Annotated in this window: 13 protein-coding genes; 6 read left to right on the forward strand and 7 right to left on the reverse strand. The window is 70.6% G+C overall.

Annotation, left to right across the window (positions count from 1 at the left end):
- Positions 1-171: 171 nt before the first annotated feature.
- Both OG878_RS13535 and OG878_RS13540 read left to right on the forward strand, forming a co-directional pair.
- The gene (locus OG878_RS13535) at positions 172-1287 is read left to right on the forward strand and encodes an ABC transporter ATP-binding protein (protein WP_328887033.1); all 1116 of its coding nucleotides are present in this window, start codon (positions 172-174) and stop codon (positions 1285-1287) included.
- A complete protein-coding gene (locus OG878_RS13540) occupies positions 1284-2177 on the forward strand; it encodes an ABC transporter permease subunit (protein ID WP_328887034.1) in 894 nt (297 codons plus the stop codon). The genes OG878_RS13535 and OG878_RS13540 overlap by 4 nt, the downstream gene beginning before the upstream one ends.
- A gap of 25 nt (positions 2178-2202) precedes the next feature.
- On the opposite strand, the gene OG878_RS13545 is transcribed toward OG878_RS13540, so the two are convergent.
- On the reverse strand, positions 2203-2532 hold the full coding sequence (locus OG878_RS13545) for an ATP/GTP-binding protein (protein WP_328887035.1): 330 nt from the start codon (positions 2530-2532) through the stop codon (positions 2203-2205).
- Between the two features lie 210 nt (positions 2533-2742).
- Between OG878_RS13545 and OG878_RS13550 the strand changes: the two genes are divergently transcribed.
- The gene (locus OG878_RS13550; protein ID WP_328887036.1) at positions 2743-3795 is read left to right on the forward strand and encodes an LLM class flavin-dependent oxidoreductase; all 1053 of its coding nucleotides are present in this window, start codon (positions 2743-2745) and stop codon (positions 3793-3795) included.
- 75 nt (positions 3796-3870) lie between these two features.
- Here OG878_RS13550 and OG878_RS13555 read toward each other — a convergent pair whose 3' ends face one another.
- A complete protein-coding gene (locus tag OG878_RS13555; protein WP_030971516.1) occupies positions 3871-4263 on the reverse strand; it encodes an SCO5389 family protein in 393 nt (130 codons plus the stop codon).
- A gap of 272 nt (positions 4264-4535) precedes the next feature.
- Between OG878_RS13555 and nucS the strand changes: the two genes are divergently transcribed.
- Complete coding sequence (gene nucS / locus OG878_RS13560) at positions 4536-5207, forward strand: endonuclease NucS (protein ID WP_328887037.1); 672 nt, start codon at positions 4536-4538, stop codon at positions 5205-5207.
- Between the two features lie 294 nt (positions 5208-5501).
- Here nucS and OG878_RS13565 read toward each other — a convergent pair whose 3' ends face one another.
- From OG878_RS13565 to OG878_RS13575, 3 genes are all read right to left on the reverse strand, one after another.
- Entirely contained in the window at positions 5502-7979 is a 2478-nt protein-coding gene (locus OG878_RS13565) for an ATP-binding protein (protein WP_328887038.1), read from the reverse strand.
- A 230-nt stretch (positions 7980-8209) separates the two neighbouring features.
- Positions 8210-8533 carry an STAS domain-containing protein gene (locus OG878_RS13570; RefSeq protein WP_030916001.1) on the reverse strand — a complete coding sequence of 108 codons (324 nt, stop codon included), beginning with the start codon at positions 8531-8533 and terminating at the stop codon, positions 8210-8212.
- Between the two features lie 226 nt (positions 8534-8759).
- Entirely contained in the window at positions 8760-9608 is an 849-nt protein-coding gene (locus OG878_RS13575) for a 3-hydroxyacyl-CoA dehydrogenase family protein (RefSeq protein WP_328887039.1), read from the reverse strand.
- A gap of 291 nt (positions 9609-9899) precedes the next feature.
- Between OG878_RS13575 and OG878_RS13580 the strand changes: the two genes are divergently transcribed.
- Both OG878_RS13580 and OG878_RS13585 read left to right on the forward strand, forming a co-directional pair.
- A complete protein-coding gene (locus OG878_RS13580; protein WP_328887040.1) occupies positions 9900-10472 on the forward strand; it encodes a cob(I)yrinic acid a,c-diamide adenosyltransferase in 573 nt (190 codons plus the stop codon).
- Between the two features lie 752 nt (positions 10473-11224).
- The gene (locus tag OG878_RS13585; protein WP_328887041.1) at positions 11225-13096 is read left to right on the forward strand and encodes a glycoside hydrolase family 18 chitinase; all 1872 of its coding nucleotides are present in this window, start codon (positions 11225-11227) and stop codon (positions 13094-13096) included.
- Positions 13097-13225: 129 nt separating this feature from the next.
- Here the strand turns inward: OG878_RS13585 and OG878_RS13590 are convergent, their stop codons facing one another.
- Together OG878_RS13590 and OG878_RS13595 are read right to left on the reverse strand one after the other, a co-directional pair.
- Entirely contained in the window at positions 13226-13672 is a 447-nt protein-coding gene (locus tag OG878_RS13590; RefSeq protein WP_328887042.1) for a DUF2550 domain-containing protein, read from the reverse strand.
- Between the two features lie 143 nt (positions 13673-13815).
- Positions 13816-14190 carry a F0F1 ATP synthase subunit epsilon gene (locus OG878_RS13595; RefSeq protein WP_277328391.1) on the reverse strand — a complete coding sequence of 125 codons (375 nt, stop codon included), beginning with the start codon at positions 14188-14190 and terminating at the stop codon, positions 13816-13818.
- Between the last annotated feature and the right edge of the window lie 13 nt (positions 14191-14203).

The raw sequence follows: 14203 nt of genomic DNA on the forward strand, positions 1-14203 counted from the left end.
AGCGGACGAAAGCAGGAGAAGGAGACCCGGCCCGGTCCGTCACGGGGAAGACGCGCCCCCGCAACGGCTTGGCCGGAACCGTCAAGGCCTGGATATCCTCCTAACTCTTACGGGGGGCGTGCGGCCGGACGGCCTGTGCCCCGACGACAGATAAGTCGATGGGGCTGGAGCATGATCGAGGCAGTCGGCCTGACCAAGCGCTACGGCGCGAAGACGGCCGTGTACAACCTTTCCTTCCAGGTGCGGCCCGGTGCCGTCACCGGATTCCTCGGTCCCAACGGGTCGGGCAAGTCCACCACCATGCGCATGATGCTCGGCCTGGACCGGCCGACGTCGGGTCATGTCACCATCGGCGGGCACCCCTTCCGCAGCCTGCCGAACGCCCCGCGCCAGGTGGGCGCGCTGCTGGACGCCAAGGCGGTGCACGGCGGCCGCAGCGCGCGCAACCACCTGCTCTCGCTGGCCCAGCTCGCCGGCATTCCGGCCGCCCGGGTCGACGAGGTGCTCGGCGTCGTCGGCCTCCAGGACGTCGCGAGGAAGCGGTCCAAGGGCTTCTCGCTCGGCATGGGGCAGCGGCTCGGGATCGCGGCGGCGCTGCTCGGCGACCCGCAGGTGCTGCTCTTCGACGAGCCGGTCAACGGTCTCGACCCCGAGGGCATCCTCTGGGTACGCAACCTGATGAAGATGCTGGCGGCCGAGGGGCGCACGGTCTTCGTCTCCAGCCACCTGATGAGCGAGATGGCGCTCACCGCCGATCATCTGATCGTGATCGGACGCGGGCAGCTGCTCGCCGATATGAGCGTCACGGACTTCATCTCCGCCAACTCGGCCGATTTCGCCCGGGTGCGGGTCCCGGACACGCAGCCGGAGCACCGGGAGAAGCTGACCGCCTCGCTCACCGAGGCGGGCGGCCGGGTCATGCCCGAACCGGACGGTGCCCTGCGGGTCACCGGACTGCCGCTGCCGCGGATCAGCGACCTGGCGCACGAGTCGGACGTCCGGCTGTGGGAACTCTCGCCGCACCAGGCATCGCTGGAGGAGGCGTACATGCGGATGACGCAGGGCGCCGTGGACTACCGCTCGACGGTGGACCAGAAGGCCGGGCTGCAGCAGCCCGTGCCGGTCGGCGGTTACGTGCAGCCACCCGTCCAGGAGGTGCCGCAGCAGGGCTGGTACGCCCCGCCGCCGCCCGGAGAGAACCCGTACGCGACAGCCCCCGTGGCCCCGGCCGCAGCCGCCGGCCCCGCAGACCCGACCCAGCGCGACACCAGCGAGGACGCCCGATGACAACGCCGCCGACCCCGCAGGCGCCGTACCAGCAGCAGGCGCAGCCGTACCCGCAGCAGCCCCCGGCCGCGCAGCCGATCCGGCAGGGGGCGGTCACCGCCCACTACGCCTCGCCGATCCCGCAGCGCCGGGCCACCCTCGGCGACGCGCTCGCCTCCGAGTGGACCAAGATCCGTTCCGTGCGCTCCACGATGTGGACGCTCGGCGTCATGAGCGCGCTGCTGCTCGCCATCGGACTGCTGTCGGCCATCGCCGTCAACGCGTCCGGCATGGCGCTCAACGAGACCCCGGTGCTCAGCTTCGGCTTCTTCGGGGTGCTTCTCGGTTCGATCTGTGTGATCACGCTCGGTGTGATGACCATCGCCTCCGAGTACGGCACCGGCATGATCCGTACGACGCTGACGGCCTGCCCGAGCCGCGCCCGGGTACTGACCGCGAAGGCGATCGTCTTCTTCCTGCTCACCTTTGTGATCACGACGGTGATGACCGCGCTCGTCGGCGTGCTGCAGACGGCCGTCCTGGACGGTGTCGAACCCAGCGGCGGCGAGTGGCTGCGCGCCACGGTCGGTGTCGGGCTCTACATCGCGACGCTGGGGCTTCTGTCGCTCGCCGTCGGCGCCCTCATCCGGCACTCCGCCGGTGCGATCACCATCATGATCGCCGTGGTGCTGCTGCCGCTCGTGCTGGCGATGTTCATGTTCTCGCAGTCGCTCGCCGACGTGCAGCAGGCGCTCTTCGAGTACTCGATCCCCAGCCAGCTCGGCGCGTTCTACGACGCCTCGGTCGCCCCGTCGGGGCCGTCCGGCTGGGAGCCGCTGTGGATCATGCTCGGCGTCACGGCCGTGGCCATGGCCGGCGCCTATACGGCGCTGGACAGGCGCGACGTCTGACCGGTCGCCCGCCGGCCCGGCCCGCTCAGTAGCGCGGCGCGTTCCTGGACCGCTGCACCCGTGTGGTGCGGCGGTCCTTCGCGTTCCAGCAGGCCTTGTGCCAGTGTCTGCGGTCGTCGATCCCGCCGTACTCGGACCAGGCGACGAGGTGCGGGACCCCGGACGGGATCTCCTGGTCGCAGCCGGGGCAGCGGTACCGCTTGCCCGCAGCACTCGCCCCGCTCACCGGGCGGACCGACCACTGCTCGCCCTGCCACTCCTCGGCACGCCCTCCCCCGCCGTACCGGTCCCCCGACACGCTTGCGCTGTCGGTGGGACTCTCGCCGCCTCGGGGGCGGTTGCGGCGCGGGGACACGTGACACCTCACTGGGCAGACTCGGAAGTTCCCGTCCAGCGTAGGGCCATTCGGTGGGGGCAGGCGTCCAGTGGGGGGACAGGACGGAGCCCGGGAAGGACGGGTTACCGGAAAATCGCAACAACTTCGCCGTGGACCGTGCCTTTGGCACGTGTCAGACGTTGTTGCCAGTAGGGGAGAGCCGCGTCGGCCACAAGGAGGCAATTGGCGATGCGTGTAGGAACGTTCGTACTGGCAGCCCAGTTTCCGGGCCAGGGGCCGGGGGAAGCGCTGCATCGCGCCGTCCGGTCGGCAGAGGTCGCGGAGGAGTCCGGACTCGATTCGGTCTGGCTGGCAGAGCATCATTTCGTGCCGTACGGGGTCTGCCCGTCCGCGGTCACCCTGGCCGCGCTGCTGCTCGGCCGCACCCGCAGAATCCGGGTCGGCACGGCGGTGAGCGTGCTGCCGAGCCAGCACCCGGTCGCGCTCGGCGAGCAGGCCGCGCTGCTCCACCTCACCAGCGGGGGCAGGTTCTCCCTCGGCGTGGGGCGGGGCGGCCCCTGGGTGGACCTGGAGGTGTTCGGAGGGGGCCTGGAGGCCTACGAGAAGGGCTTCCCCGAGTCGCTGGAGCTGCTGCTCGACTGGCTCCGCAAACCGCGTGTGGCGGGCCGTGGGGAGCGATTCGGCTTCCGTGAGGTCGCGGTGGTCCCCCGGCCCGACGACCTGCTCGACGATCCCGACGGGGACATCCCGCAGGGATCGGGCGGCCCCGAGGTGATCGTCGCGTGCACCTCGCCGAAGAGCGTGAAGCTCTCCGCCGAGAAGGGCCTGCCGATGCTCCTCGGGATGCATTGCGGGGACGAGGAGAAGGCCGAGATGGTCGCCCTGTGGCGCTCCACCGCGCTGGCCGCGGGCCGTTCCCCGGAGAGCGTCCGGGACGCGGGCCATGTCTCCGCGGGCGTCGCCCAGATCGGGGACCGCCGCGAGGAGGCCGTGGAGACGCTGGTGAAGGCGATGCCGGGCTGGCTGCGGCAGGGGCTCGACGCCCATGTGACGGTCGACGGCCGGCACCGGGTGATGCGCGATCCGGTCGCGTACACAGAGCTGCTGTGCGGTCTTCATCCGGTGGGCCCGCCCCGGCTCGCGGCCGACCGGCTCGCCGCCACCGCCGAGCGGACGGGCATCACCAGGTTCGCGCTCCTGGCGGAGGGGTCGGGAGATCTCGCTGCCACGGAGGAGAACGTAGCGCGGCTGGGCACCGAAGTACTGCCACTACTGACATGAACACCCGTAGGAGTACGGGGAGCTGCCGCCCCGGGCCAGTACACCTCCCGCGGCCCGGAGCGACAGCAAAAGCGTTCAGCAGTCCCGTAGTTCGGGCGACTGGTTGAGCAACTGGCCTCTCACCGAGGTGAAACGGGCCAACCGCTCGTCGACCGAGGCGTCCAGCGGGAACACCGCGACGCGGTGGCAGTTCTGGAATGCCAGGCGCACCCCGAAGTGCCGCTGCAGAGCGCCGCGTATCGCATCACTCGCGAGCGCGCGCAGCAGCTGACCACGTGCCTGCTCGTCCGGCGGCGGCGTCTGGTTGTCGGCGAACTCTCCGCCGTCGACCTTCAGCTGGGCCACCAGAGAGCTGATCATCTCCCATGCGTAGGGCAGGGAGGTCCGGACGCAGTCGACGAAGTCGGCTTCGTCGACCTCGCCTCGCTCGGCCTGTTCCAACAGCGCCGGTGAGACGTCGAGCGACATGGGTACTCCTCTCGCGACCCCGGCGAACGGCCGGGACCTTACGGGCAGGGAAGGAGGACGGCGACGCAGCGTACACACACGGCGACCTCCTGCTTCCACGGTAAGGGTGCAGTCCGGGCCGCACCAGGAGATTGGGAACACAACCGGCCAATAACGAAGGTGCGCAAAGAGGGGCAAGCCCACGGGGCGCGCAGGGGTGGGGCGGGCGGTGATGGTGGGTTGCCGGAGGGAGAATCGCGTGGAGCACCCCTCGTCGAGTAGCGTTGCCGACCATGCGTCTCGTCATCGCCCGCTGCTCCGTGGACTACGCGGGCCGGCTCACGGCCCACCTGCCCTCCGCTCCCCGTCTCATCCTGGTCAAGGCGGACGGGAGCGTCTCGATCCATGCCGACGACAGGGCGTACAAACCCCTCAACTGGATGTCACCGCCCTGCACGCTGAAGGAGGGCGCCGACGACAACGAGGGCGTCTGGACCGTGGTGAACAAGGCGGGCGAGAAGCTGATCATCACGATGGAGGAGATCCTCCACGACTCGTCGCACGAGCTGGGCGTCGATCCGGGCCTCATCAAGGACGGCGTGGAAGCGCACCTGCAGGAGCTGCTCGCCGACCGGATCGAGATCCTCGGTGAGGGCTACACACTGATCCGCCGCGAATACCCCACCGCCATCGGCCCGGTCGACATCCTCTGCCGGGACACCGACGGGAAGACGGTGGCCGTCGAACTCAAGCGCCGCGGCGACATCGACGGTGTGGAGCAGCTGACCCGCTACCTGGAGCTGCTCAACCGCGATCCCCATCTCGCCCCGGTGAAGGGCATCTTCGCGGCGCAGGAGATCAAGCCCCAGGCCCGGGTGCTGGCGACGGACCGCGGAATCGGCTGCGTGGTGCTCGACTACGACGCCATGCGCGGCATCGAGGACGACAAGCTGCGCCTGTTCTGACCCGCGTCACCCCGCCTGCGTGAGGCCCCGGACCGCCGATGTGCGGTCCGGGGCCTCACGCACGAGCGACCGCGCGACGGGCTCGCGGGTATGCGACCGCGGATGCCCGGTTGCGCCGGCGTGATCGTGTGACGCGTCGTGCCTGGATGGCGCACGTACCGGTCGCGCACATACCGGTCGCGCGTGCCTGCAGCGCGGACGGAGACGCGCACACCGGATGTCGGCACCCGGGATCACGCAAGCCCGGCGGTCCGCACCCGGTCGCGCGCCGGACGGCCCGTGCGTCGTTCCCGCTCAGGCCACCGTCGGCTCCACCGTCGTACCGGACGCGCTCGCCGTCGTCGACGGGCCGCTCGCCGAGTCGGACGTGGCCGGCGAGGTCGTCGGCGTGTCCGTCGGGTCCGAGGTGTCGGTCGGATCCGGCTCCGACGGGCCAGGCGGGGACGAGATGGTCGGGGGCTTGCTGGGCGTGGGCGACGTCCCGGTCGTGGGCGTGCCCGACGTGCTGGGCCGGCCGGTCGGCGGCCTGCCGGTCGACGAGGGGCTGTCGCCCGGCCCGGCCTGTCCCGTGGACTGGGTCTCACCTGCGCCCGGGACGGTCCGGCTGCCGGACGGGCCCGGCGCCGACGACTTCCCGCTCGGCGAGGCCTTGCCCGGCGCCGTGGCGTCCGTCGGCTCGTCGGCCGGGAACCCGTTCTCGGTGTCGTCCTCGTCGGCCGGCTGCTCGGTCGTGACGGTGCCGCCGTCCCGCGCATCGCTGCTGGACGTCATGCCGAGCGTGACCACCGTGCCGAGCACCCCGGCGAGCAGGACGCCCGCCCCCGCCGCGACAAGGTTGCGCCGGGCACCGCCGAGCAACGCCGCCTTGCGGCCACCGGAAGCACCGGAGCCGGCCGCCGGGGCGATCCGGGATATCAGCGCGGTCGCGTCCTCGGACGTACGCCGCGCGGCCGTGGGCCCGGCCACCGGCAGACCGACGGGCGACACCGAGTCCTCGTGCCGCGAGGCCGCCATGTTCTCGCCCGCCGCAACGAGCCCGCCGAGGACCGGTCCGCCGGAGCGGTCCGCGACCAGGGCGAGTGCCCGGCGTCCGGCCACCGCACCGGACTTGTCGGCGAGCGCCCCGCGCATGCCGATCGAGGCCTCGAGCTCGGCCCTGGCCCGGTCGAGATTGCCGGTGCAGAGCGCGAGCACACCCAACTCATGGTGGAAGTAAGCCTCTTCGGCGACCTCGCCGCTGATCCTGCTGGCCTCCTGGCCGAGCCGCAGGGCCTTCTCCCAGCCGCTCCAGTGCAACCCTGCGGCGAAGGCGGGGGCGGCGCTGCGGGCCAGCAGAACGGCGGCGCTAGCCTGTCCGGCCCCGTCGCCGGGGACCAGCCGGGCCATGGCCGCGACGATCGCGTCCGCCTCGGCGACGACGCGGGCGGCGACGACCGAAGGATGCCCGGCCCACCAGGCGTAGTGCTGGGCCGCCGTACGGGCACGGTCGGCGGCGTCCTCCCCGTACCCGGCGGCCTCCAGCTGGGCGACGACACCGGCAGCCAGCCGGTAACGGGAACCGGCCGGGGAGAGCAGTCCGCAGCCGGCCAGCTCGCCGAGCGCGGCATCCGCGTGGGTGTCCCCCACGAGGGCCGGCAGATGCGCCTGGTGCGGCACTTCGCCGCCGAGCGCGACCGCGAAGTGCAGGGTGTCGCGGGCGGGCCCGCTGAGCCGGGAGGCGAGCAGCGCGGCGGGTGCCGCACCCTCACCGAGGCTGGGCAGCGGTGCGTCGTGGCCCGCGTCGTCGGTGTCCTGCCCGAAGGAGTCGTCGACGGGCCGGCCGTCGAAGTAGCCGAACTCGTCGTACGCGGCGGGGTCGGTGCGCAGCATGTCGCGCTGGCGCAGCAGGGCGCCCGCCTGCACGAACCGCAGCGGCAGCCCCTCGGACTCGAACCAGAGGTCGCCCGCCCAGTTCGCCTCCTCCTCGGTGAGCGACCGCTCGACGACGTGTTCCAGCAGCTCGACCGAGGCACTGCGGTCCAGCCCGGCGAGGAAGACCTCTTCGAGGTGCGAGTCGGCACCGGGAGCGGCGACGTCGGGAGTCGCGGCGAAGAGGAACGCGCACTCGGGGGTCGCGTCCAGCAGCTCCTCCAGCGGTGCCCCGCCGAACTCCAGGTCGTCGAGGACGACGACGGCGCCTATGCCCTTGACCTTCTCCAGGAGTTCGGCGCGGTCCGGGCGCAGCAGCGGTGCGTCGAAGACCGCCTCGAAGAGCCCGTACAGCAGGTCCGTGGCGGTGCGCTTGTGGCCGGAGAGCCGTATGACTCCGTCCGGTGCGAGGTCCGCGCAGTCGGTGGCGACGGCGTTCAGCAGCGAGGTACGCCCGGAGCCGGCCGGTCCGGTGAGCCGCACCGAGCGGCCACGTGCCAGCAGACGCACCAGCCGCTCACGCTCCTGGGTGCGTTCCAGGAGCGGCAGCTGGGGGGCGGGCGGACCCGGCGGTACGGGCGGTGCGGCGGCGCGCTCGCGGTCGGTGCGCTCGGCGGCGGCGCGCCGGGCCGGAGCGGCGGGCTGCTCCCCCGGCGGGCACAGCTCGACCTCGCTGCCGTCGACCGGATTGACGGTGAGGAGGAAGTCTCCGGGGAAGAGCTGCACGATGCGGGCCTGCTGCAGGGACTGCTGGCCGAAGTCGGCAATCAACGGCTCGCGGGACTGCCGCCGCCGGCCGCTGTCCTCGCCGTAGCCGTCCATGTCCTGACCGAAAACCTCCGGCCCCCGGTGTGTCGGGTCCATCGCCAAAGCCCCCCAGACGCGTCGCGCACGGTTGCCCCTCCGGCCTCGCACGCCCTGCTGTCGCCTCTGGCCCGGTGTCCGCCCCTTGGGTTGTGTCAATCGGCGGACGGCCGAACCCTAAACCTTCGCACAGTATCTACGCACCATCGGGGTCCCGCGCCGACCGAGACATCACGATCCGGTGGGGATTGTGTGTGTTCGTGCACACGGCTCGAGCCGGAGGAAAGGCCCTACACCCGTGGCAGGGAGTCTGCGGCGATTCCGCCCTCGATGGCCAGGATGCGGTGCAGTCGCGTCGCCACCAGCAGGCGCTGCATCTGCGGCGGTACACCGCGGAGCACCAGCCGTCGTCCGGCCCGGCCGGCCCGCCGGTGCGCACCCATGATGACACCGAGTCCGGTGGCATCCCAGGAGTCCAGCTCGGTCAGGTCGAGGATGAGGTCGCCGACCCCGTCGTCCAGGGCCGAGTGCAGGACCGTACGGGCGTCCGCCGCGCTGCGGACGTCGAGGCGGCCCCCGACGACCAGCTCGGCATGGTCGCCCCTGATGTGCATAGCTGCTCCCCTGGAATGCTCCATGGCACGGTCGTCTGTCTGTTTCTGTCTCTGCCACAACTGACTGCGACAACGACAGCGAGGTTTCCGTCTGTGAGCGAACCGATATCTAATTCACTCCGTGGAGTGACAACGGCCCGCTGCACGCCCACCGCTACCGGGGCGTGACCCCCGGCAGCCCCGGGCGTGATCGACGGCAGATCAGGCGCCCGGGGACCGGAGACGATCAGTAGGTATAGAAGCCCTGCCCGCTCTTGCGCCCGATGTCACCTGCATCGACCATCCGGCGCATCAGCTCGGGTGCGGCAAACTTCTCGTCCTGCGACTCGGTGTAGATGTTGGACGTGGCGTGCAGCAGGATGTCCACGCCCGTGAGGTCCGCCGTCGCGAGGGGACCCATGGCATGGCCGAAACCGAGCTTGCAGGCGATGTCGATGTCCTCGGCCGAGGCCACGCCCGACTCGTACAGCTTGGCGGCCTCGACGACGAGCGCCGAGATCAGCCGGGTGGTGACGAACCCGGCGACGTCCCGGTTGACGACGATGCAGGTCTTGCCGACCGACTCGGCGAACTCCCGTGCGGTGGCGAGGGTTTCGTCGCTCGTCTTGTAGCCGCGCACCAGCTCGCAGAGCTGCATCATCGGGACCGGCGAGAAGAAGTGCACACCGACGACGCGCTCCGGGCGCTCCGTGACGGCCGCGATCTTGGTGATCGGGATGGCGGAGGTGTTCGAAGCGAGGACGGTGTCGTCCCGCACGATCTTGTCGAGGGCACGGAAGATCTCGTGCTTGACCTCGAGCTTCTCGAAAACGGCCTCGACGACGACATCCGCGTCGGCGACCGCGTCGAGGTCGGTGGTCGTGGTGATCCGGGCCAGCGCGGCCTCGGCGTCGGCCGCCTGCAGCTTCCCCTTGGAGACGAACTTGTCGTACGAGGCCTTGATGCCGTCGCGCCCACGGGTCAGGGCCTCGTCGGTCACATCACGCAGCACGACGTCCCAGCCCGCCTGGGCAGAGACCTGCGCGATACCGGACCCCATGAGTCCGGCGCCGATGACGGCGAGCTTCCTGGCCACGTTCGCACCCCTTTTGTGTCGGTCCTCGACGGCCGTCGCCCGCGACGGCTCCCCGGACGATCCCTTAACAGTTGTTCACATGCTCTCCGGCGGACATTAGTACCCGTGAGGCACGCTGTGGCCGCGAAGAGATACGCGTCACGTCTCACATGACGGACATCACACCGGGACGCGTCATACGACGGCGCTCCACGCGCAGTTGAGCGCCCGGCCGCTCGGGACTGCGTGAGTCCCGGCACACGCGCGTTCCGGACCGCGGGAGCCCGAACCACCCCCGATAGGCTCGGCCGCATGGTCAATCTGACGCGTATCTACACCCGTACCGGCGACCAGGGCACCACCGCCCTCGGCGACATGAGCCGCACCGCCAAGACCGATCTGCGGATCTCGGCGTACGCCGACACCAACGAGGCCAATGCCGTCATCGGTACGGCGATCGCGCTCGGGCAGCTGCCGGAGGAGGTCGTGAAGGTCCTCGTGCGCGTACAGAACGACCTGTTCGACGTGGGCGCGGATCTGTCGACCCCGGTCGTCGAGAACCCGAAGTACCCGCCGCTGCGGGTCGAACAGCACTACGTCGACCGGCTGGAGGCGGACTGCGACCACTTCCTGGAGCAGCTGGAGAAGCTGCGGAGCTTCATCCTGCCGGGCGGTACGCCGGGGGCCGCGCTGCTGCACCAGGCATGCACGGTGGTCCGGCGGGCCGAGCGGTCCACCTGGGCGGCGCTGGAGGTGCACGGCGACGCGATGAACGCGCTGACGGCTACGTATCTCAACCGCCTCTCCGATCTGCTGTTCATCCTCGCGAGGACGGCGAACAAGGAGGTCGGCGACGTGCTGTGGGTGCCGGGCGGCGAGCGGTGAGGTCGCGCCGGCCCGGCGGCCGGGGGCGCCGCCGGTCCGGCCGCGGCTGACGGCGCTCGGCCCGTCCGGCGAGGTCCCCGTTCCGGAACGAGCGTGCGGCTCCCGCCGGTGATCACGTCTGCGCCGATCACCCGCGTCATCCTCCGTCGCCGAGCCGCCGGCGAAGCGGGCTCTCCGCCGCCGCCCCACACCGGGCCGCCGCCTGGAGCACCACCGGCGCGATCGCCACGGCGGCCACCCGCCGCGCCGCGTCCCGCCGCCCGTGGACGGCCCGTGTCGTACCTCGGCGATCCGGCGGGCACGGGCCGAACCGCCCGACAGGGACACGGGGACGGTGCGGCCCGCCCACGAACTCAGCCCGGTTCCGGTGCTGATGGCTGCTCAGACACCCGCGCCGGAAAGGGTGTCGGCGACACGGCAGGTGCGGCCGAAGGGCCGGCCCGCGTTCCCTCTTCCACCGCGTGCGATCCGGGTGAGTACCCCTTCACTGTGCGGACCAAGCACGTCAGACGGTCACAGGGAAGGTCCGGGCTGCGCGACCGGGCCCAAGCGGCAGTGTTCGCACAGGAGTTGGGCATTCGAGGTTTACTTCCGATCTTTGGTCCAGACCTCTTGACGATTGGTCCAGACCTTCCTAACCTCACCGAACACACTGCGGTGAGCTCGCCATGACAAAGCGGGCTCAGGGCGGCGCAGGGTTTGCAGTCCACGGACCACCCCCCGTTTGTCCGGACCTCACCCGAGGAGCACCGTTGACCACCGAAACCCCCCAACGCCGATCCAGATTCAGATTCGGCGTGGCCACCACCACCCGCACCCGAGCGATGGCAGGCCTCACCGCGCTGCTGCTCCCCCTCGCCGCAATGGTCGGACTGGCCTCACCGGCCCAGGCCGCCACGTCGGCCACCGCCACGTACGTCAAGAAGTCCGACTGGGGCACCGGCTTCGAGGGCCAGTGGACGGTGAAGAACACCGGTACCACCTCCCTCAGTTCCTGGACCATCGAGTGGGACTTCCCGTCCGGCACATCGGTCACGTCCGCCTGGGACGCCACCGTCACCAGCTCCGGCACCCACTGGACCGCCAGGAACGTCGGCTGGAACGGTACGGTCGCCCCCGGCGCCAGCGTCAGCTTCGGCTTCAACGGCGCCGGCCCCGGCGCCCCCACCGGCTGCAAGCTGAACGGCGCCTCCTGTGACGGCGGCAGCGTTCCCGGCGACAACGCGCCCTCCGCGCCCGGCACTCCGACCGCGAGCAACATCACCGACACCGGCGTGAAGCTCACCTGGACGGCGGCCACCGACGACAACGGCGTCAAGAACTACGACGTGCTGCGCAACGGCACCAAGGTCGCCACGGTCACCGGCCTGACCTACACCGACAGCGGGCTGACCGCCGGCAGCGACTACTCGTACACGGTCCAGGCGCGTGACACCGCCGACCAGACGGGACCGGCCAGCGGCTCGGTGTCCGTACACACCACGGGCGGCGGCACAAACCCCGACCCCGGCAGCAAGGTCAAGCTCGGATACTTCACCAACTGGGGCGTCTACGACCGCAATTACCACGTCAAGAACCTGGAGACCAGCGGCAGCGCCGCCAAGATCACACACATCAACTACGCCTTCGGCAACGTCACCAACGGCCAGTGCGCGATCGGAGACGCCTACGCCGACTACCAGAAGACCTATGACGCGGCCTCCAGCGTGAGCGGCGTCGCCGACACCTGGGACCAGCCAGTGGCCGGCAGCATCAACCAGCTGCGCGAGCTCAAGGCCAAGCACCCGGGCCTCAAGGTCATCTGGTCCTTCGGCGGCTGGACCTGGTCCGGCGGCTTCGGCCAGGCGGCGCAGAACCCGACCGCCTTCGCCAACTCCTGCTACAACCTGGTCGAGGACCCGCGCTGGGCCGATGTCTTCGACGGCATCGACATCGACTGGGAGTACCCCAACGCCTGTGGTCTGTCATGTGACAGCAGCGGCGCCGCGGCCTTCAAGAACGTGGTCTCCGCGCTGCGGACGAGGTTCGGCAGCTCCAACCTGGTCACCGCGGCCATCACCGCCGACGGCTCGTCGGGCGGCAAGATCGACGCGGCCGACTACGCAGGCGCGGCGCAGTACGTCGACTGGTACAACGTGATGTCGTACGACTTCTTCGGCGCCTTCGACGCGGACGGCCCGACCGCCCCGCACTCCCCGCTCACCTCGTACAGCGGCATCCCGCAAGAAGGCTTCAACACCGACGCCGCGATCACCAAGCTCAAGGGCAAGGGCATCGCGGGCAGCAAGCTGAACATCGGCATCGGCTTCTACGGGCGCGGCTGGACCGGCGTCACCCAGGACGCCCCGGGCGGCACGGCGACCGGCCCCGCCCCCGGCAAGTACGAACAGGGCATCGAGGACTACAAGATCCTCAAGACCAGCTGCCCGTCCACCGGGACCATCGCCGGCACCGCGTACGCCAAGTGCGGCAGCAACTGGTGGAGCTACGACACCCCGGCCACCATCGCCGGAAAGATGACCTACGTGAAGAACCAGGGCCTCAAGGGCGCGTTCTTCTGGGAGTTCAGCGGGGACACCAGCAACGGTGAACTCGTCAGCGCGATCGACAGCGGTCTGAGGTAGTCACCGCGGTCCCCGTCCCGATCAGCGCGTGACCCCGCACAGCAGCCGGGGAGACAGGTCCGCCCCCTGTCTCCCCGGTTTTCGTCATGTCCTACGGGTGCCGCTGATCGGGCCCGTACGGAACGGGCCTCAGGCCACGTTCACTCTCTGGCCGGGCGGAGCCGCCTCGAGCCAGGCGAGAAAGCCGGTCAGCGCGTCCTCGCTCATCGCCAGCTCCAGGCGCGTCCCCCGGTGGAGACAGCCGAGCACGATGGCGTCGGAGAGCAGCGCCAGTTCCTCCTCGCCCTCGGGCAGCCGGCGGGCGACCACCTCGATGGCGGAACGCTCGAGAACCCGGCGGGGCCGGGGAGCGTACGAGAAGACCCGGAACCAGTCGATACGGTCGCCGCTGTAGCGGGCGACGCCGTACACCCAGCCCTTGCCGGAGAGATCGGGCTCGTCCGACACGTTCCACCGCACGCTGCAGTCGAACGTGCCGCCGGAACGCTGGATCAGCCGTCGGCGCAGGCCGAAGACGAAGAGACCCACCGCGACCAGTACGACGACCAGGCCGCACACCCACAAAGCGAGGACCATCTCCACCGACCTCCTCGCATCGTCGAGTAACGGATACCGCCCGGACCGCACCTGCAACTGCACCTGCATCGCCTCAGCCGCGGCACGGTCTGGAGAGTTCCAGCTCGGGCCGCGGCTGAGGGTAAAGACACTCGGCGGGGTGCTTAATGCACCGCCACCGCACGGAGTCGCACTTCGGCGCGCCGCTCGGAAGCGGCGTCCGTGTCCGACTTCGCGCGCTCCAGCGCACGCTCGGCGCGCTGGACATCGATCTCGTCCGCCAGCTCCGCGATCTCCGCGAGCAGCGAGAGCTTGTCGTCCGCGAACGAGATGAAACCGCCGTGCACAGCGGCGACCACGGTCCCGCCGTCGCTCGTACGGATCGTCACCGGGCCCGATTCCAGCACACCCAGAAGCGGCTGGTGACCGGGCATGACGCCGATGTCGCCGGACGTGGTGCGCGCGACGACCAGGGTGGCCTCGCCGGACCAGACACTGCGGTCCGCGGCGACCAGCTCGACGTGCAGCTCAGCAGCCAAGGGTGGCTCCTCG

This window comes from Streptomyces sp. NBC_00316 (genome assembly GCF_036158715.1).
GTDB lineage: Bacteria > Actinomycetota > Actinomycetes > Streptomycetales > Streptomycetaceae > Streptomyces.